The sequence below is a fragment of the Streptomyces sp. NPDC001903 genome, assembly GCF_042891345.1.
Lineage (GTDB): Bacteria > Actinomycetota > Actinomycetes > Streptomycetales > Streptomycetaceae > Streptomyces.
On sequence record NZ_JBIASZ010000019.1, the window covers coordinates 126,220 to 145,410 of the forward strand.

Here is a 19,191-nt window from a genome sequence, read left to right on the forward strand (position 1 = left end):
ATGTGGGTCTGGGAAAGGGGGGCCCGACCGGCCCGACGGTCCCGTACGGCCGTCACTTCGCGGTGAGGCGGACCGGCAGGCTCTCCGGGCCGCCCACCTCGAGGGACCGCAGCCGGCGCGCGGGGCCGCTCTGCTCGATCGCGCCCACGCCGTCCAGCAGCTCCGTGAACAGGACGCGCATCTCGGCCCGCGCCAGCGTGCTGCCGATGCAGAAGTGCTCTCCGGCGGCCAGGGCGATGTGCCGGTTGGGGCTGCGGGCGATGTCGAACCGGTACGGATCGGTGAAGACGTCCTCGTCGCGGTTGGCCGAGGGCAGCCACAGGACGACGCGGTCGCCGGCCTCGATCCGCGTACCCCGGATCTCCGCCGAGCGGGTGGCGACGCGCATGCTGTGCGTCGCGCTGGAGGTCCAGCGCAGGACCTCCTCGACGGCGCCGGGCATCAGGCTCCGGTCGGCGGCCAGCCGCCGCCACTGCTCCGGGTGCTCCAGGAAGGCCTGCATGCCCCCGATCAGGGCCAGCCGCCCGTTCTCGGTGGCCCCGATGAGGTTCTCGCAGTTGAAGAGCGCCTCCTCCTCGGTCAGCAGCTCGCCGTCCACCGTGCCGTTGACGAGGGAGCTCAGCAGGTCGTCGGTCGGCTCCTCCATCCGCCGGTAGAGCAGCTCCATGAAGTACTCGACGAGCATCGGGTGCGAGACCAGCGACGCATGGGCCTCGAACGCCTCGTTCGTCCACCGGTACAGGTCCTCGTGGTCCCGCTCGGGGATGCCCAGGATGTGGCAGATCACCGACAGCGACAGCCGCCCCGCCACGTCGTGTGCGAAGTCGCACGAGCCGAGCTCCACGGCCCGTCCCAGGACGCTGCGGGTCGCCGCCCGGACGTAGCCCTCCAGGCCGCGCACGGAGCGCGTGTTGAACCAGTCCGCCATCAGGCCGCGCAGCTGCTTGTGCCGCGGTGCGTCGGTCAGCGCGAGCGTCATGCCGCCGCCGGGGTCGTCGCCCTGGCGCAGCAGTACGCCGCGCGCCGAGCTGAAGGCCGCCGCGTCCCGGTACACGGACCGGATGTCCTCGTGGCGGGTCAGCGACCAGAACGCGGGCAGCTGCCGTGACGCCTCGTGGCGGTGTACCGGGGCGTTGGACCGCATCCACCGCCACACCGCGTGCGGATCACCGCAGGCGTGCAGGTCGGGGTCGGTCAGCAGGTCGGGGGATACGAGGGTCGTCGTCATGGCGTGACTCCTGGGAAAAGGGTGCGCACCCGCTCCGCGAAGCGCTTGGATACCTCCCGCGCGGTGCTTTCCGCGACGGAGTCCGGCCGGAAGGCGGTGTGCACGAGCAGCCCGTCGTCGCCCGCGGGCCACAGCTCGGTGTGCAGTTCCAGCGGCAGGCCCAGGTAGGGCTGGCGCAGCAGGGCGGTGTTCGCGCCCACGAGGTCGAGCCGGGGCGCGGCGTTGTCCTGACAGGCGAAGAGCGTCTGGTACAGCGGGGGCCGGCCGTTCCTCGGCGGGTCCACCAGCGACAGGACGTCCGCGAACGGCACGTCCTGCGCCGCGAAGGCCCGCGCCGCGGTCGCGGCGACCCGCTCGACGGCGGCCCCGTCCCCGTCCAGCGCCGCCCCGCGCAGCCGCAGGCACAGCATGTTGATGTGGCATCCGACGGCCTGCTCCAGCTCCGGGCCGTCGCGCTGGGCGACGGGGACGCCGACGGCGAAGTCCCGTTGCCCGGTCGCCTCCGACAGGCTCGCCGCCCACAGGGAGAGCAGGACGACGAAGCGGGTGACCCCCGCCGCGGCGGCCGCGGCATCGACCCCGGCGAGGGAGTCGGCGTCCAGCGCCGCCTCCACCAGGCCCGGCGCCCCCGCCTCCAGCGGCTCGGGGCCGACCGGCCAGCTCATCGCCGGTACGGCCGCCAACTCGGCCCGCACGTAGGCGTGGTGGCTCTCGGCCGCGGCCTCCAGGCGGCGCGCCTCGCGCTCCCGGTGCACGGCCGCGAGCGTCGGACGGGGGCCCAGTTCGGCGGTGCCGCAGGCCACCGCCGTGCGGTAGGCGGTGCTCAGGTCCTCGGCGAGGACCCCCTCCGACCAGCCGTCGAAGGCCACGTGGTGGACCACGCAGCCGAACACCGCGGTGTCCTCGCCCGGCGCCCCGCCCTCGACGGGCACCAGCACGGTGCGCCACACCTCCCCGACGTCCGGGGCCAGTTCCCCGGCGAGTTCGGCGCGCGCCGAGCGGGCCGCCGCGGCGACGGACTCCCGGGGGGACAGCACCTCCAGCGGCGGCGGGGGGATGTCCACGAGCGCCGCCGCGGGCCGCGGGTCGAGCACGTAGGCGGCGCGCAGGGACTCGTGCCGCCGGTGCACCTCGGCGATCGCCGCCTCCAGGGCGTCCCGGTCCAACCCGCCCTCGATCGCCCAGGTCAGCAGGCAGTGCCCGGTGCGGTCCGCCGGATCCAGCAGCTGCGGGGTGAGGTACGTCAGCTGCATGGCCGACAGCGGCGTCCGCGCGGAGTCGGCACGGACCGGGACCGGGACGGGGGCCGGCGCCGGTGCGGCGGCCAGCCGGCGCGCGAGCCCGGCGGCCGTCGGATCCTGGTACAGCCAGGAGACCGGGACCGGCCGGGAGAGCCGGGCCGCGAGCCGTGCGCAGAGCCGGCCCGCGCCGAGCGAGGTCCCGCCGAGCCGCACGAAGGGCACGTCGAGGGGGACCGCGTCGAGTTCCAGCACGGACGCGAAGGACTCCGCGACGGCCCGGACCACCGGGTCCCCGAGCTCCTCGGGCCGTACGCCGGGCGGCGCCGGACGCGTCGCCGCAGCCTCGCCGGACCCGTCCGGCGAGGCTCCGGCGGCCAGCGCCAGCAGGGCCCGTTCGTCCAGCTTGCCCTGCGCGGTGACGGGGAAGGCCTCGACGCCGATCACCGCGGCGGGCCGCTGGTAGGCGACCAGCCCCTCGTGCAGCACGGCGAGCGCCCCGTCCAGCGGGTCCCGCGGCCGCACCGGCACGCAGAAGGCGACCAGTTCGCGCTCGCCGTGGGCGGCGTCCGCGCGGGCGAGCACCCGGCAGTGGCGTACGGCGGGCAGGAGCCGCTCCACCTGGCGCTCGACCTCCGCCGGCTCGACCCGGTGGCCGCGGATCTTCAGCTGACGGTCGGAGCGGCCCCGGTAGTGCAGCAGACCGTCCCGGTCCCAGCGGCCGAGGTCGCCGGTGCGGTAGACGCGGACGTCCACCCCGTCGATCCGCACCCGGGTGAACTTCCGCGCGGTGAGTACGGCGTCGCCCAGGTAGCCGAGTGCGAGCCCGTCGCCCGCGAGGCAGATCTCCCCGGTCTCGCCCACCGCGCACGGCCGGTCCCCGTCCAGGACGTGGACCTGCGTGCCGGGCACCGGACGCCCGAGGGGAATGCCGCCGGGGAGGTCGCAGTCGGGCGCGGTGACGCGGTGCGTGGTGGCGAACACCGTGGACTCGACCGGCCCGTAGCCGTTGAGGAGCACGGTCTCGGGGTGGCGGTGCAGGAACCGGCGGACGTGGCCGGGCGAGAGGCGCTCCCCGCCGATGGCGACCTGGCGCAGTCCGCGGAAGGCCTCCGGAGCCTCGTCCACGATCATGTTGAAGAGGCTGGCGGTCAGCCAGACGGTGTCCGTGCGGTGCCGGGACACGGCCTCGCCCAGGGCCGAGGGGGAGAGGTAGGGGTCCGTCACGATCAGCGACGTGCCGCCGTTGAGCAGGACGGACCACAGCTCGAGCGAGAAGGCGTCCCAGGGGGTGGCGGCGGCCAGCGGCATCACCGTCTCGGCGGTGAACTCGGCGAAGGACCCCGGCTGGAAGAGGCGCGCGGTCGCCCGGTGCGGGCTGAGCACGCCCTTGGGCCGGCCCGTGGTTCCGGAGGTGAAGAAGACGCAGCACGCGTCCGCGCCGTCGACGGCCGCGGGCGAGAAGCCGGCGGGCGCCGCCGCCTTCCCGGACGGCGGTGACCACACGGGCGGCGCGTGGCCCTCGGGCGCCGCGGCGGCGCCCGGGGCGATGAGGAGGGGCGGGTCCAGGTCGCGCAGGACGTCCCGGACCCGGTCCGCGGGCCAGTCGGGGGCCAACAGGGCGTAGGCCGCCCCCGTCTTGAGGACGGCGAGGAGCGCGGTGACCAGCTCCGTGCTCCTGGGCAGCAGCACCGGCACGAGCGAGCCGCGCGCGACCCCCGCGGCGGCGAGCAGTGCGGCCCAGGCGTCGGCCGTCGCGTCGAGTTCCGCGTACGTGGTGGCGCGGTCCCCCTCGACGAGGGCGACGGCCTCGGGGCGCATCGCCGCCCTGCGGGCGAACGCCTCGTGCAGCCCCCCGCCGGGCGCGGTGTTCCGCGGGCCGGCAGTCCACTTCGGATCTGGTCGCACGCCGTCCCTCTCCCCTCTGTTCCGGTTACCCATCTGTCGGACAAGACGATGGCAAGAAGATTGCCATCGAGTTGCCTGATCTGGCAACCTTGTTGATCGGTCCTGGCGAACTTCCGGCGGCGGCCGGGACCACCGCCCTCCGGCCCAGGAGGGCGCCGCACAGGTTGACCGAAGGTGGCTACATGACGCGCGACCGTTCCCTCGACATAGCCGTGACCGGGGTTTCCGGCCGGTTTCCCGGCTCGTCCGACCTGGCCGGATGGTGGGAGGCCCTGGTGGAGGGACGGGTCCTCACCACGCGGTACGACACGCAGCGGCTGAGCGGGGCCGGGGTGTCCCGAAGGCTGCTGGACGACCCCGACTTCGTACCGGTGCACGGGCACCTCCCCGACGCCGACCGCTTCGAGAACGCCCTGTTCCGGGTGAGCCCGCGCGAGGCCGAGATGATGGACCCGCAGCACCGGCTGATGCTGGAGTGCGCGTGGGCGGCCCTGGAGGACGCGGGAGCCGGCCCCCTCGACACCACGCTCACCACCGGCGTGTACGCCTCCGCCGCCGGCAGCGGCTACCTGCGCGCCATGCTGGCCGGCGGCGGGCTCGACCCCATGACCCTCGAAGACGCCATCCACGGCAACGAGCCGGACTTCATGGCGAGCCTCATCTCCTACAAGCTCAACCTGACCGGGCCCGCGATCGCCGTCCAGACCGCCTGCTCCTCCTCCCTGGTCGCCCTCCACACGGCCGTCCAGGCGCTGCTGAACGGCGAGTGCGACCAGGCCCTCGTCGTGGGCGCCGGCGTCGCCTACCCCCAGGCCGGGCACCTGCACGTACCCGGCGGCATCCACAGCGCCGCGGGGGAGTGCCGGCCCTTCGACGAGAGCGCCGACGGCGTGGTGGCGGGCTCCGGGGTGGCCTGCGTCGTCCTGCGGCGCCTGGAGGACGCGCTCGCGGACGGCCTGGAGCCGTACGGGGTCGTCCTCGGCACGGCCGTCAACAACGACGGCTCGGCCAAGGCCGGCTACTACGCCCCCTCCGCCGACGGACAGGAATCCGTCATCCGGGCCGCCCTGGAGGCGGCGGACGTCGACGGCGCGAGCATCGGCTACCTGGAGACGCACGGGACCGGCACCCGGGTCGGCGACCCCATCGAGTGGTCCGCCGCCTCCTCGGCCCTGCGCACGGCGGGCGCCGCCCCGGGGCAGGTCGCCGTCGGGGCGCTCAAGTCGAACACCGGACACCTCGACAACGCCGCGGGACTCGCCGGACTGATCAAGGCCCTGTTCGTGCTGCGCGAGGGCGTGATCCCGCCGGTCGCGGGATTCACCCGGCTCAACCCCCTCCTGGACACCGAGGATTCGCCGCTGTACGTCCCCACCGCCGCCGCGCCGTGGTCGGGCCCCGAGCCGAGGCGCGCCGGGGTCAGCTCCTTCGGCGTGGGCGGCACCAACGCGCACGCCGTGGTCGAGGCGCCGCCCGCCCCCGCCGCCCGGCCCGAGGAGGAGGACCGGCCGCGGGCCGGACACCTCGCCCTGCTCTCCGCCGCGGACGGCGAGGCCCTCGCGCGCTCCGCCGACCGCCTCGGCCGCCACCTCGCCGCCCACGCCGCCGACCCGGCCGACGTCACCCGCACCCTCGCCACCGGCCGCAGCGCCCTGCCCGAACGGCTCGCCGTGGCGGTCCGCACCACCGCCGACCTCGCCGACCGCCTCACCACCGGCGCCGGCGTGGTGCGCGGCCGCTCCCCGGAGGCCGGACCCGCCCCCCTCGTGCTGGCCTTCCCAGGCCAGGGAGCCCAGCGCCCCGGCATGGCCCTGCCGTTCGCCCAAGCCCTGCCCGGCTTCTCCGAGGCCCTCGCCGACTGCCTCGCCGCCTTCGAGCCCGGCCTGGCCGCGGAACTCGGGCGCGCCCTGCACGACCCCGCGTTCCCCGAGGAGGAGCTCGCGCGGACCCGGCTGGCCCAGCCCGCGCTGTTCGCGGTCGAGTACGCCGTCGCCGCCGCGCTGCGCGGCCTCGGACTGGTCCCCCGCGCCGTGATCGGCCACAGCCTCGGCGAGATCACCGCGGCCTGCGTGGCGGGTGTGCTGGAACTGCCCGACGCCGCCCGGTTCGTGACCCTGCGCGGACGCGCCATGCAGGACTGCCCGGAGGGCGCCATGCTCGCCCTGGGCTGCGGCGAGGACGCGGCCCGCGAGCTGCTGGCCGCCTGCGGCCTGCCGGTGGAGCTCGCGGCGGTCAACTCCCCGGACGCCAGCGTCGTGGCCGGCACCCCCCGGGCGGTCGAGGAGTTCGACACCTGGCTCGCCGGACGCGTCGCCACGCACCGGCTGCGCACCGGCCGGGCCTTCCACTCGTCCCTCATCGAGCCGGCCGTCCCGCTGCTCGCCGCGGAGCTGGCCCGGACCGCCGTGCACCCGCCGGCCCTGCCGTGGGCCGCCAACGACGGCCGGCTCGTCCTGCCCGGCACCGAGGTCGCCGCGGACTCCTTCGCCGCCGCGGCCCGCAACCCCGTGCACTTCACCCGGGCACTCGACGCCCTCGCCCGGCACCTGCCCGGCGCGCTGGTGGTGGAGGCCGGTCCCGGCCGGACCCTGTCGGCCCTGGCGGAGGCCGCGGATCTGGCCGCCGTCCCGCTGGCGGCCGGCCGCGCCGCCGAGGCGCAGGACGTGCTCGCCGCGCTGGGCACGCTCTGGACCATGGGCCAGCCGCTCGCCGTCGCCCGCCTCTGCGACCGGGGCCGCCCCGTCCGCCTGCCCGGCTACCCCTTCGCCGGGCCGCGCCGGACCGCCCCCGAGGCCGCGCCGCGGCCCGACGCGCCCCGTCGTGTCGCGGGAGCCCCCGACCCGGCGGCCCCGCGGCCGGAGTCCGCCGCCCCCGCCGAGCAGTCGGCGGCGCCGGCCCCCCTCGACGTGCCCGCGCGGGTCGCGGGGCTCTGGTCCGAGCTGCTCGGCCACCAGGACATCGCCGCCACCGCCGACTTCTTCGCGCTCGGCGGGGACTCACTGCTCGTCACCCGCCTCGCGCGCAGGCTCAGCGCGGACCTGGGGGTGCGGGTACCGATCCGCGAACTGCTCCTCGCCCGTACCCTCGACCGCCAGACCGAGGTCGTCACCGCCCTCGCCTCCCGGGCACCGGACCCCGCCGCGGCCGAGGCCGGCTGAGCGCACCCGCCCGCCGGTACGAGGAAGCCGCCCCCCGGATCATCCGGGGGGCGGCTTCCTCGTACCGGGCGGGCGGGTCAGGTCCGCCGCGCCACCGACAGGTCCACCCGGGGCACGCCCGGCGCCTCGAAGCCGAACACCTGCCCGTAGGCGGAGAGTTCGGCGTGGAAGCAGGCGACGAAGGTCTCCGCCTTGCGGAAGCCGTGCTGCTCGTCCGCGAACGCGAGGTACGCGTGCGGCACGCCGTTCTCCCGCATCCGCTCCAGGAAGCTCTCGGCCTGGACCGGGGGACAGACCGTGTCCTCGAGGCCCTGCAGCAGGACGAACGGCGCGCGCACCCGGCCGGCCCGGCGCAGCGGCGACACCTGCGCGTAGCGCGCGGCGGCCTGCGGCCAGGGGCCGATGAGGCTCTCCAGGTAGCGCGACTCGAAGTCGTGCGTGCCCTGCGCCCGCCACTCCTCCGGATCCAGGAGCGGGAAGTAGATCCCCGCGACCCGGTACAGCTCCGGTTCGGCGGCCAGCGAGGCGGCGGCGGTCCAGCCGCCCGCACTGCCGCCGCGGATGCCGATCCGCTCCGGATCGGCCTTCCCCTGCGCGACCAGCCCGCGGATCGCGGTCGCGCAGTCGCGTACGTCGACCACGCCCCAGCCCTCCCGCAGCCGTTCGCGGTAGTCGCGCCCGAAGCCCGTGGATCCGCCGTACTGGACGTCCACCACGCCGATGCCCCGGCTGGTGAAGAAGGCGGTGGAGAGGTCCGCCACCAGCTGGCTGCGGGTGGTGGGACCGCCGTGCGCCTGCACGACGTACGGGGGCAGTTCCCCCTCCGGGGCGGTGAAGCCGGGGTTGTGCGGCGGGTACACGTACGCGTGCACCTCCTCGCCCCCGGGGCCGCGGAACACCTCGTGGTAGCCCGGGGGCAGGTGGTCCGCGTGGGCGGTGTCCGCCGCGCGCAGCACCTCCGGCTCCCCGCCGTCCTGCCCCATCAGCAGCAGCGTGCCCCGGTTGCGCGGGCCGGCGGCCGCGGCCACCACCCGGCGGCCGTCGGTGGCCAGCGCCGCCCACTCCGTGAGCTCCGCCCGGCAGTCCAGGTCCCGCAGCGAACCGTCCGCCCCCAGCAGGGCGAGCCGCCGGGCGCCCACCCCGTGCGTGACGAACATCCGGCCGCCGCCCACGGGGAGGAACCACTGCGCCCCGATGCGCCACAGCGCCTCGCCGAACTCCTCCTCCCGCGCGCACAGCGGACGGGAGGAGCCGTCCAGGCCCAGCTCGTGGAGGTTCCACCAGCCGCTGGTGTCGCTCAGCACGTACAGCACACCCGGCCGGTCCGGGGCCCACTCGGCCTGGCTGACGGCCACGCCCGGTCCGCCCGCCAGCACGCGGGCGGGCCCCAGCGTGCCGTCCGGGCCGACCGGCGCGCACATCAGCTCCGTGCCGTCCCAGGGCATCCGCGGGTGGTCCCACCCGAGCCAGCACGCGTACCGGCCGTCCGGGGAGACCTTGGGGCCGGTCATCAGGTGGTGGCTCGCGGCCAGGACCCGTACGGCCGCCGGATCCGAGGCCGCGCCGCCGTCCAGCGGCAGTGCGACGAGGTCCCGGCGGACCTCGGCGCGGTCCGGGGTGAGGGCCACCTCGCGCAGGCACCAGACCTCGTCCCCGACGAGGGAGAAGTCGGCGTAGTGTGCTCCGCCGGGCAGAACGGGCTCCGGACTGATCGGTTCCGGAGTGCCGCCGGGCACCGCCCGGTACACCCGCTGGTCGTCCCAGTGGGTGAACACGAACCCGGCGGCGGGATCCGCGCCCAGCGGCAGCCACGGCCGCCCGCCGTACTCGATGACCCGGGTGCGCACGTTCCACCCGGGCCCCAGCGCGTCGCCGACCGAGCCGTCGGGAGCCCGGCGCACCAGCGCCACGCGTCCCGACTCGCCGGGGCGCCACTCGGTCCACCACACCTCCTCGCCGATGAAAGCGGCCCACTCGACCTTCTTCTGACCGGCGGCCGCCGCGGCGGCGCCGATCGGTGAGGTCCAGGTTCCGTAAGGAGATGTGCGCACCTGTGTCTCCGTCATGTCCGAGGTCGTGGTCTTCCGTGTCCGAGCGGCGCCCGCCCGCTCAGCTCAGGCCCGTGCTGTAGGCGTCGGTGTCGCCGCGCAGCGCCACGCTGGGCCGGCCGTCGACACCGACCGGGGTGGGGGCCACGACCGTGACGCGCTCGCCGCGGCGGTACTGGTTGCCGTAGTCGTAGATCGCGTAGTGCGCCGTCGACTGGTTGTCCCAGATGGCGATGTCGCCGACGCGCCACTGCCAGCGCACGGTGTGCTCCGGCTTGGTCAGGTACTCCTGCATGACCCTGATCAGGTCGCGGGAGGCCTGCGGGGCGTACCCGACCACCCGGCGGGCGAATCCGCCGAGCAGCAGGGACCGTTCGCCCGTCTCGGGGTGGACCCGGACCGCGGGGTGCTCCGCCTCGTACGGGGTCGAGATGTAGGCCCCGCGCTCGATGACGGTGTCGTCGGTGAAGTCGCAGTCGTTGCTGTGGACGATCCGCAGCTGGTCGGCGAAGCGGCGCAGCTCCGCGGGCATGGCGGCGTACGCGGTCGCGGCGTTGGCCCACACGGTGTCCCCGCCCACCGGCGGGATCACCTTGCTGTGCAGGAACGCGAAGGCCGGCGGGCGCTCGATGAAGGTGAGGTCCGTGTGCCAGTGATTGGCGCGCGTGCCCTGCTTGGAGTCCATCTCCCGCAGGTTCGGACGGCCTTCGGGGGCGTCGTAGATCGGGTGTCCCAGCGTCAGCTTGCCGAAGCGCGAGGCGAAGGCCGTCTGCTCGGCGTAGTCCAGGTCCTGGTCGCGGAAGAAGATCACCTTGTACTGGAGCAGTGCCGCGCGGATCCGGGCGACCGTCTCGTCGCTCAGCGCGCCGCCCGCGTCCACGCCGCCGATCACGGCGCCGATGTTGCCGGTCAGGGGGGTGACCGTCACACCGGTCCGTGCCTGCAGGGTTTCCGTCATGGCTCTTGCCCTTCCTTGGGGATTCCGGTTCACCGGATTGACTTTCCAAGCCTGGCAAGAGGTTGCCACAATTGTGACTCGTCTGGCAATGTGTGTGCCATGAAGCTCCTGAAGACGCGGGCCGGCTCTCCGCCGACCCGACGAACAGCGGAGGACTCCTGATGGCCACGCCGACCCTGACCACCCCTCAGAGCCCCCCGGCCGACGTGCTCCGCCCCGCCGCAGGCGGCGCTCCGCTGCCCGTCGGCCCGCGCCCGCCGGTCCACGAACTCGTCGCGGGATTCGCCCGGACCGGCCCCGCCCGCACCGCCGTCAGCAGTGGCGCGAGCAGCATCACGTACGGGGACCTCGACGCCTGGGCCGCGAGCGTCGCGGCCTCGCTCGCCGAGGCGGGCGTCCGCCGCGGCGGACGCGTCGGCGTGCTCGTCGAGCCCTCCCTCGCGATGGTCGCCGCCGTGCTCGGCGCGATGCGCTGCGGAGCCGCGTACGTACCCGTGGACGTCTCGCACCCCGATTCGCGCGTCATCGACATCCTGACGGACGCCCAGGTCGACGCCGTCCTCGTCACCGGCGCCTCAGGCCGGCGCCTCACCGGGCTCGGCGTGCCCCTGGTCGACGCCGGGCCCGAGGGCCGGCGGTCGGCAGCCGGCCCCGCCGCCGGCCGGGGCGGTGCACGCGAACCGGAGTCGCCCGGTGTCCCGGTGGCGCCCGGTGTCCCGGTGGCGGCCGAAGACGCCGCGTACCTCATCTACACCTCGGGCAGCACCGGCGAGCCCAAGGGCGTCGTCGTCGAGCACGGCCAGCTGGCCGCCTCCACCCTTGCCCGGCGCACGGTCTACCCCGGGCAGCCCGTCTTCCTCCTCGTCTCCCCGCTGGCCTTCGACTCCTCCGTGGCCGGACTCTGGGGCACCCTCACGGCGGGCGGCCACCTGGTCGTCGCCACCCCGGACGAAGTCCGCGACCCGGAGCGGCTGGTCGAGCTCGTCGAACGCCACCGGGTCACCCGGCTGCTGTGCGTGCCGTCCCTCTACGGCGTCCTGCTCGACGCCGCGCGCTCCCTCGGCGGCGACCGCCTGAGCTCCCTCGACACCGTCATCGTGGCCGGCGAACCCCTGCCGCCCGAACTCGTCGAGCGCCACTTCGCCCTGCGCACCGGCACCGCCGCCCTGGTCAACGAGTACGGCCCCACCGAGGCGACCGTCTGGGCCAGTTACCGGCGCTTCGACGCCCCCGGCCCCGTGTCCATCGGCCGGGCCGTGCCCGGCGTACGGCTCTACCTGCTCGACGACGCGCTGCGCCCGGTGCCGGCCGGCACCGAGGGCGAGCTGTTCATCGGCGGCGCCGGGGTGGCCCGCGGCTACCACGGCCGGCCGGACGCCACCGCCCGCGCCTTCCTCGACGACCCCTTCGCGGACGCGCCCGGGGCCCGCATGTACCGTACGGGCGACCGCGCCCGCTGGAACGCGGACGGCACGCTCGCCTTCCACGGCCGCCGCGACCACCAGGTCAAGATCCGCGGCCACCGGGTGGAACTCCCCATGATCGAGGCGGAGTTGTCGGTCCTGCGCGGAGTGCGGGAGGCGGTCGTCGTGCCGGACGCCGCCGGCACCTCGCTGACCGGCTTCGTCCTGGCCCCCTCCGATCCGGTTCCGGCCCCCGACGTCCTGCGCGAGCTGCTCGCCACCCGGCTGCCCGCCGTCATGGTCCCCGCCCGGATCGTCGTCCTCGACGCCTTCCCCCGCACCGTCAACGGCAAGGCCGACCGGGCGGCTCTGCAGGCCCGGGCCGTCGAACAGCCCGCCCCCGCGCCCGGTGCCCCTGCCGCCCCCGCGGCCCCTGCGCCGGTGTCCCCGGGCGACCTGACCGCGATGGTCGCCGCCGCCTGGTCCGAGGTGCTGAAGACCCCGCACGTGCCGCTGGACGTCAACTTCTTCGACCTCGGCGGCCACTCCCTCGCGATGTTCCAGCTCCGCGAGGCCCTGGAGCGGCATACCGGCAAACGGCCGCCGGTGATCGCGCTGTTCAAGCACACCACCGTCGCCGCGCAGGCCGCGATGTTGCGCGAGGGCGACGGTGGCACCGAAGGCCCCGACGGCACCGACCAGGCCGAGCGCCGCGCCGCCGCACGACGCGCCCGCGTCCTGCGCGCCCGGCGGCAGGATCCGGCTCAGGAGGCCGCCAAGTGACCACCGACAACGCGATCCTCGACAACGCGACCCTCGACAATGCGACCTCCCACAACGCCGCCGACGCCATGACCGCCGACACCGCCCTCTGGCTGCACCGCGCCGCTCCCGTCACCGACCCTGTCGCCCGCCTGGTCTGCTTCCCCCACGCAGGGGGATCCGCCTCCTTCTTCCGGGACTGGGGCCACCGGATCCCCGGGGTCGAGGTGTACGCGGTCCGCTACCCCGGCCGCGCCGAACGCCTCGCCGAGCCCCCGGCGAGCGACCTGCGCGAGCTCGCCCGTGCCGTCGCCGACGCCGTGGCCCCCCTGGCCGACCGCCCCCTCGCCCTGTTCGGCCACAGCATGGGCGCGCCGATCGCCCTGGAGGCCGCCGCGGCACTGGAGGCCCGCGGGATCAACCCCGTCCACCTGTTCGCGTCGGGCTCCCGCGACGCCCCGTACCCGTCCCCCGAGGACTGGGCCGATCCGGACGAGGAGGACGATCCGGCCGTGGTCGAACGGCTCCTCACCCTGGGCGGCACCGACCCCGAACTGGCCGCGGACCCCGAGTTCCAGGAGCTGGTCCTGCCGTACGTACGGGCGGACGCGCGCATGTTCCACACCTACGCCCCCGCCCCCGGCTCCGGCCCGAGCCTGCGCTGCCCGGTCACCACCATCACCGGCGACGCCGACGCGGACGCCGACTGCCGGCCCTGGAGCGAGCTGACCACGGGCGGGGTCCGTGAACAGGCCGTAGAGGGCGACCACTTCTACCTGGTGGCCCAGCCTCCCCACGCCCTGATCCGGGACACCCTGGCAGCAGGGGCCCCCGTCCCGTCGGCCGGCTGATCCGCCGCACCTCTCCCCGCCCACCCGACCCCCCACCGAGGAACCCGGAGCAGCTGTGGAAACTCTCGAGGCGGGCGCAGAGCGCTGCGCCCCCGCCGACGGGCTCGCCGGCCTGCTGTCGCCGCTCGCCGAGACGGAGTTCCTCCGCCACCGGCTGGCGACCGCGCCCGTCGTGATCAGAGGGCGCGAAGGCCGCTTCCGCGATCTCTTCGGCTGGTCCCAGCTGAACGAGGTGCTCGCGGCGGCCCGCACCGACGCGTCCCGCATCCACCTGGTGCGGTCCGCCGACGGCGTGCCCCTGGCCTCCTGCGCAGAGCCCGTCCCCCAGCTGTCCCCGCGCGGGCGCCCCGCGCGGCTGCGCCCGGACCGGCTGTACGAGACGCTCAGCGCCGGCAGCACCCTCGTCGTCGACGGCATCGAGGAACTCCACGCCCCGCTGCGCGCCCTGGTCACGGCGGTCGAGGGCGCCTTGCGCTCCCTCGTCCAGGCCAACCTCTACGTGAACCTCGGCGGGGCCGAACAGGGCTTCCACACGCACTGGGACGACCACGACGTGTTCATCCTCCAGGTCGAGGGCGCCAAGCACTGGGACGTCCACCCGCCGACCGAGGAATACCCCGTCGGTGTACTCAGCACCCCGCCCCCGCCGGCCGAAGGCGCCGCCACCTGGTCCGGGGAGCTGACCGAGGGCGACGTGCTCTACCTGCCGCGCGGCTGGTGGCACACCGTCAAGGCGGTCGAGGGCCGGCCCTCGGCCCACCTGACCCTCGGCACCCGGCTGCCCTCCGCCGGCGACCTGCTGCGCCGGCTGCTCGGCCACCTGGCCCGCAGCCACCCCCTCGTACGCCAGGGCCTGCCGAGGTTCACCACCGAGGAGGGCGCGCGGGACTGGTACGAGGCGCTGCGCGAGGTCCTGGTCACCGCCGCCCGCGAGCCCGGACTCCTGGAAGAGCTGGCCGGGCAGGCCGACGGCGGGGCCCCGGTCCGGCCGCGGTTCGCCCTCCCGCACCGCCGGCCGGCCACGGACCCGGCCGGCAGCCGGTGACCCGCCCGGCAGGGGCGCGGCTGCGGGCCCCGGCCGCCGTCCGCGGCCTGCCGCCGGCGTTCTGGTGGATCTGGCTGAGCGTCCTGGTGAACTGGATCGGCGGCTTCGCCGGTCCCATGCTGGCCCTGTCGCTGACCGCCGGACGCGGCTACTCGGCTTCGTACGCGGGGCTCGTCCTGTCCCTCGTCGGGCTCGGCGGGATCGCCGGCACCTTCCTGGGCGGAGCGCTCGCCGACCGGATCGGGCGCCGTACGACCATGTTCGCCGCACACCTCTGGACGGCGGCGAGCATGGCCCTGCTCGGCGTGAGCGGCGCGGCGTGGGCCGTGGCCGCCTCGGCCCTGGCCGTGGGGCTCGGCGCCACCGCGGTCCGGCCGGCCATGCAGGCGTCGCTCACGGACCTCGTCCGGCCCGAGGACCGCCAGCGGGCCTTCGCCCTGAACTACTGGGCGCTGAACGCGGGAGGAGCGATCGCGGCGGTACTGGCTGGCCTCATGGTCAGCCACGGCTACACCCTGATCTTCCTGGCCGACGCGGCCGCGACGCTGCTCTGCGGGATCCTGGTGCTGGCGAAGGTCCCCGAAACCCGTCCCTCCCACCCCGCCCGTCCCGCCCGCCCCGAGGCCACGGCCGCGACGGAGTCCGGCACGAAGCCGGCGCCGGTACACCGCGACGGCTCCTTCATGCTCTTCGTCCTGATGACCACCCTCTTCGCCCTCGTCTTCAAACAGGGGTCCTCCACCCTGCCCGTCGTCATGACCCGCGAAGGGCACTCGCCCGAGATGTACAGCCTGGTCAGCGCCGCGAACGGGCTGATGGTCGTCGCCCTGCAGATCCCCCTGACCCGGCTGGTCGGCGGACGCTCGCGCGCCATGGTCCTGCTCGCCGCGGGCCTGCTCCTCGGCTGGGGCTTCGGCCTGACGATGCTCGCGGACAGCGTCGCGGCCTTCGCCTGCACCGTCCTCGTCTGGACACTGGGCGAGATCCTGCAGGCCCCGGCCGGCATCGCCGTCACGGCCGACCGCGCCCCCGCCCACCGGCGCGGCCGCTACCAGGGGATGTACGGGGGCGCCTGGTCGACCGCCGCCTTCCTGGCCCCCGCGGGCGGCGGCTGGGTCCTCGACCACTGGGGCGCCACCGCGCTGTGGACCCTGTGCGCGGTCCTCGCCGTCACCTCCGGCGTCGGCTGCGCACTGGTCACCGCCCGCCACACAGGTTTCCGTACGGGCTCCCGGAGCCGCGTACGGGACGGGAGCGGCACGCCGCTTCCACCCGCCTCGTCCGGACCCGGACGAGGAAGCCCGACCGAAGGGAACGCGTCATGAACGAGCAGCTCGTCGTCGACAACTGCGTCGCCGCCTACGTCGACACCGAGGAGTTCGTCGTCAACAACTGCGTCGCCGCCTACGTCGAAGCGGAGCAGTTCATCGTCGACAACTGCGTCGCGGCGTACGTGTGAGCCGATGACACCCGTCCGTAGCCCGGAGCCCGGCCCGGACGGCGACAGCCGTCCGGGGCCGGGCACCGGCCCGCACCCGGCCCTGACCTCCCGCACGCGGGTCCTCACCGGCCCCGCCGGCACCCCGCCCGCCCTCCACCTCGCCGTGAGCGATCTGCCCGACCCCGGCCCGGCCCGGCCGTGGCAGGCCGACCGGCAGGCGTTCGGCACTTCCTGGGCCGGCCCCGGTCAGGCCCTCCGCTCCGCCGAGGGGGAAGCCGTCGAGCGGTTCTGCGGCTCCGTACCCCCGGCCCCGGAGCGGGTGCGCTACGCGAGCCACGAGGAGTTGACCCGCCGGGGCGTCCCCGCGCTGGACCCCCGCCGGCTCGTCCTGTACTCGCCCCGCCAGTACGCGACCCCCGGCTTCCCGTTCCGCCCCTTCCTGCGGGACTCCCCGGCCCACTGGATCGAAGGCCGCTTCGCCGATCGCGACGAGCCCGTCCACGTGCCCGCGTTCCTCGTGTACACGGCCTGGCGGCGGATGCCGCACGAGCGGCCGGAGCCGCTCTACGCCTTCCCCGCCCTCGGCGGCACCGCCGCGGGCCCCACTCCCGCGGACGCGGTGCGCGCCGGGCTGGAGGAGGTGGTCGAGCGCGACGCGGCCGCCGTGTGGTGGGCCCACGCCCGGCCGCTGCCCGCCCTGGAGCCGACCCCGTACCTGCGCGGCCTGACCCGCGGAGCCGCCCGGGACTTCGACATCCGGCTGACGTACCTGGAGAACGAGTTCGAGGCCCCGGTGCTCGCCGCCGGCGTGCGCAGCCGGGACGAGGGCTGGCTGACGTACGGATTCGCCGTCCGCTGCGACCCCGTCGAGGCCGCGGCCAAGGCGCTGGCCGAGGCGTACACCCTGCACCTCACCTGCCGCACTCTGGACAACCCCGCCGCGAACGTCCGGACTCCGGGCCGGCCTTCCCCGCTCAAACCCTGGCGCGCCGACCGCCGCTATCTGGATTCCTACCGCGACGACGCGTCGGACGTCGTCGAGCAACTGTGCCAGCAGCAGCTCTACTTGGACCGCAGAGCGGCCGACCGGGTCGCGCCCTGGGCGTGGAACCGGCAGACCGGCAGCTGGACGGACGTGCCGCGCGGGGACGCCGGCGGCGGCCTGCTCCACCGGGTCCGCGCGAAGGGGTACGAGGTCATCACCGTGGACATCACCGCCCCGCGGGCCGCGGCCGCGGGCATGCACGCGGTGCGCGTCATCGTCCCGGGCACGGTCGGCGCCGCCCCGGCCGCCTACCCGGCCCTCGGCGCCCACCGCATCCAGGAGGCCGGAACCCGGCTGGGCTGGACCCGATCGCCCCTGCCCGAGCCCGAACTCAACACCTTCCCCATGCCGCACTCCTGACGCGCGGAGCGTTCACTCTTCATCCAATGCAACGATTTCATGGCTGACGTTGCGTTACTCCTACTCCCGTTGCAACGATATTTGGGGTCTGACCTGCATTAATAGCAATCGCGCGCAACGAATACGTTGCGTGATCTGTGAACGCTACGTAGCTTTTCCCTCATCGGAAACAGCAAGCGAGCCCCACAGGAGACTGCCGTGCAGAAGTTCGACACCGCCGCCCCGATCACCGCCGTCCTGGACATCGCCGCGGGACGCATCCAGTTCATCGCCGCCGACCGGGCCGACACCGTGGTCGAGGTCCGGCCCGTGAACGCCTCGAAGAGCCGCGACGCGAAGGCGGCGCAGGAGACCACCGTCGAGTACGCCGACGGGGTGCTGCGGATCGAGAGCCCGGAGGCCGGGCGCCGGACGCTCGGCCCCTGCGGATCCGTCGAGGTGACCGTCCGGCTGCCCGCCGGCTCCCGCGTCGAGGCGAAGGCGGCCGCGGCCGAGTTCCGCGGGGTCGGCCGGCTCGGCGAGGTCACGTTCCAGGGGGCGCAGGGCAGCGTCAAGCTCGACGAGACCGCCGGCGCCCGCCTCACGCTCCAGGCCGGTGACATCGCGGTCGGCCGCCTCGGCGGTCCCGCCGAGCTCAGCACCCGCAAGGGCGACCTCGACGTCAACGAGGCGGTGCGCGGAGCGGTCGTGCTGCGCACCGAGTCCGGCGACATCTGCGTCGGCGCCGCCCGCGGAGTCTCGGCCTCGCTGGACGCCGGCACCTCGTACGGCCGGATCGCCAACTCGCTCCACAACGCCGTCGGCGCCGATGCCGGCCTGAACATCCGCGCGACCACCGCCCACGGCGACATCACCGCCCGCAGCCTCTGACCCCCGACGACCTTCAGAAGAGGAACACCATCACCATGAAGAACAACCACACTTCCCCGACCGATGCCGTCCGGGCATGGACCGGTATGGTGCCGGTCGACGACACGGCCCTGGCCGTCACCGACTCCGGGGGCCCCGGCATCCCCGTGGTCTACCTCAACGGCCAGTTCGCCACCCAGGGGTACTGGCGGCGGGTGATCGACGAACTGGGCCCGGACTGGCGGCACATCACGTACGACGAGCGGGCCCGCGGCAAGAAGTCCGGGCGTTCGGCGGACTACTCCTTCGAGGCCGCCGTCCGGGACGTCGACGCCGTACTCGCGGCCAGGGGCGTCGACCGGGCGCTGGTGGTCGGCTGGTCCTACGGGGCGGTCGTCGGCGCGCACTGGGCCGAACGGAATCCGGAGCGTGCCCTCGGCGCGGTCCTGGTCGACGGCGCGGCCCCGTACGACTGGCTCGACGAGGCCATGGAGCTGCGGATCCGGAAGCTGTTCCGGCGCATCGGCTGGCTCACGCCGCTGCTGCGCCCGACGGGCCTGACCCCGCGGATGAGCGCCGCGGAGCAGGCGGAGAGCAACATCGAGCTGGGCAGGCTCTCGCGCGAGCGCGAACTGGGCCCGGTCCTGGACGGCATCACCGTCCCGGTGCGGTACGTGCTCGCCTCGGGCACCTCCTTCGGGAGCAAGGGGGACGAGCAGGAGAAGATCCGCGCGGGCCTCGAGCCGGTCTTCGCGCGCAACCCGAACATCCGGCTCGGCGCGAAGGTCGACAGCAACCACGGCGCCATCCTGAAGAAGGACTTCCGGGCCATCGCCGATTCCGTGCGCGAGGTCGCCGCCTTCGAAGGCGGAAGCCGCTGAAGCCGCTGAAGTCCCG

At 75.0% G+C, this 19,191-nt stretch carries 13 protein-coding genes; 9 read left to right on the plus strand and 4 right to left on the minus strand.

Features of this window, described 5'->3' with window-relative positions; genetic code table 11:
- Positions 1–52 precede the first annotated feature (52 nt).
- Together ACFYZS_RS32760 and ACFYZS_RS32765 are read right to left on the minus strand one after the other, a co-directional pair.
- Positions 53–1,228: a cytochrome P450 gene (locus ACFYZS_RS32760; protein ID WP_389020628.1), complete on the minus strand. Its 1,176-nt coding sequence runs from the start codon at positions 1,226–1,228 to the stop codon at positions 53–55.
- Entirely contained in the window at positions 1,225–4,374 is a 3,150-nt protein-coding gene (locus ACFYZS_RS32765) for an amino acid adenylation domain-containing protein (protein ID WP_389020631.1), read from the minus strand. The genes ACFYZS_RS32760 and ACFYZS_RS32765 overlap by 4 nt, the downstream gene beginning before the upstream one ends.
- Positions 4,375–4,556: 182 nt before the next feature.
- On the opposite strand from ACFYZS_RS32765, the gene ACFYZS_RS32770 reads away from it, so the two are divergent.
- Positions 4,557–7,532: a type I polyketide synthase gene (locus ACFYZS_RS32770; protein WP_389020634.1), complete on the plus strand. Its 2,976-nt coding sequence runs from the start codon at positions 4,557–4,559 to the stop codon at positions 7,530–7,532.
- 77 nt (positions 7,533–7,609) lie between these two features.
- On the opposite strand, the gene ACFYZS_RS32775 is transcribed toward ACFYZS_RS32770, so the two are convergent.
- The gene (locus ACFYZS_RS32775; RefSeq protein ID WP_389020637.1) at positions 7,610–9,598 is read right to left on the minus strand and encodes an alpha/beta hydrolase family protein; all 1,989 of its coding nucleotides are present in this window, start codon (positions 9,596–9,598) and stop codon (positions 7,610–7,612) included.
- A gap of 43 nt (positions 9,599–9,641) precedes the next feature.
- Complete coding sequence (locus ACFYZS_RS32780) at positions 9,642–10,538, minus strand: TauD/TfdA dioxygenase family protein (RefSeq protein WP_389020640.1); 897 nt, start codon at positions 10,536–10,538, stop codon at positions 9,642–9,644.
- A gap of 161 nt (positions 10,539–10,699) precedes the next feature.
- Here ACFYZS_RS32780 and ACFYZS_RS32785 point away from each other — a divergent pair, with 161 nt between their 5' ends.
- The 8 genes from ACFYZS_RS32785 (at position 10,700) to ACFYZS_RS32820 (ending at position 19,175) form a co-directional block, all read left to right on the plus strand.
- Positions 10,700–12,724, plus strand: coding sequence for an amino acid adenylation domain-containing protein (locus tag ACFYZS_RS32785; protein WP_389020643.1), 2,025 nt, complete (start codon positions 10,700–10,702; stop codon positions 12,722–12,724).
- Positions 12,721–13,554: a thioesterase II family protein gene (locus ACFYZS_RS32790; protein WP_389020645.1), complete on the plus strand. Its 834-nt coding sequence runs from the start codon at positions 12,721–12,723 to the stop codon at positions 13,552–13,554. Before ACFYZS_RS32785 ends, ACFYZS_RS32790 begins: the two co-directional genes overlap by 4 nt.
- Before the next feature lie 55 nt (positions 13,555–13,609).
- Positions 13,610–14,599 carry a cupin domain-containing protein gene (locus ACFYZS_RS32795; protein ID WP_389020648.1) on the plus strand — a complete coding sequence of 330 codons (990 nt, stop codon included), beginning with the start codon at positions 13,610–13,612 and terminating at the stop codon, positions 14,597–14,599.
- Positions 14,596–15,924 (plus strand): MDR family MFS transporter, encoded by a 1,329-nt coding sequence (locus ACFYZS_RS32800; protein WP_389020650.1) that lies wholly within the window; start codon positions 14,596–14,598, stop codon positions 15,922–15,924. Before ACFYZS_RS32795 ends, ACFYZS_RS32800 begins: the two co-directional genes overlap by 4 nt.
- On the plus strand, positions 15,921–16,058 hold the full coding sequence (locus ACFYZS_RS32805; RefSeq protein ID WP_389020653.1) for a hypothetical protein: 138 nt from the start codon (positions 15,921–15,923) through the stop codon (positions 16,056–16,058). The genes ACFYZS_RS32800 and ACFYZS_RS32805 overlap by 4 nt, the downstream gene beginning before the upstream one ends.
- A 4-nt stretch (positions 16,059–16,062) precedes the next feature.
- Entirely contained in the window at positions 16,063–17,445 is a 1,383-nt protein-coding gene (locus tag ACFYZS_RS32810; RefSeq protein WP_389020655.1) for a YcaO-like family protein, read from the plus strand.
- Positions 17,446–17,643: 198 nt separating this feature from the next.
- Positions 17,644–18,315 (plus strand): DUF4097 family beta strand repeat-containing protein, encoded by a 672-nt coding sequence (locus ACFYZS_RS32815; RefSeq protein ID WP_389020657.1) that lies wholly within the window; start codon positions 17,644–17,646, stop codon positions 18,313–18,315.
- A gap of 35 nt (positions 18,316–18,350) precedes the next feature.
- Complete coding sequence (locus tag ACFYZS_RS32820) at positions 18,351–19,175, plus strand: alpha/beta fold hydrolase (RefSeq protein WP_389020660.1); 825 nt, start codon at positions 18,351–18,353, stop codon at positions 19,173–19,175.
- Positions 19,176–19,191 lie beyond the last annotated feature (16 nt).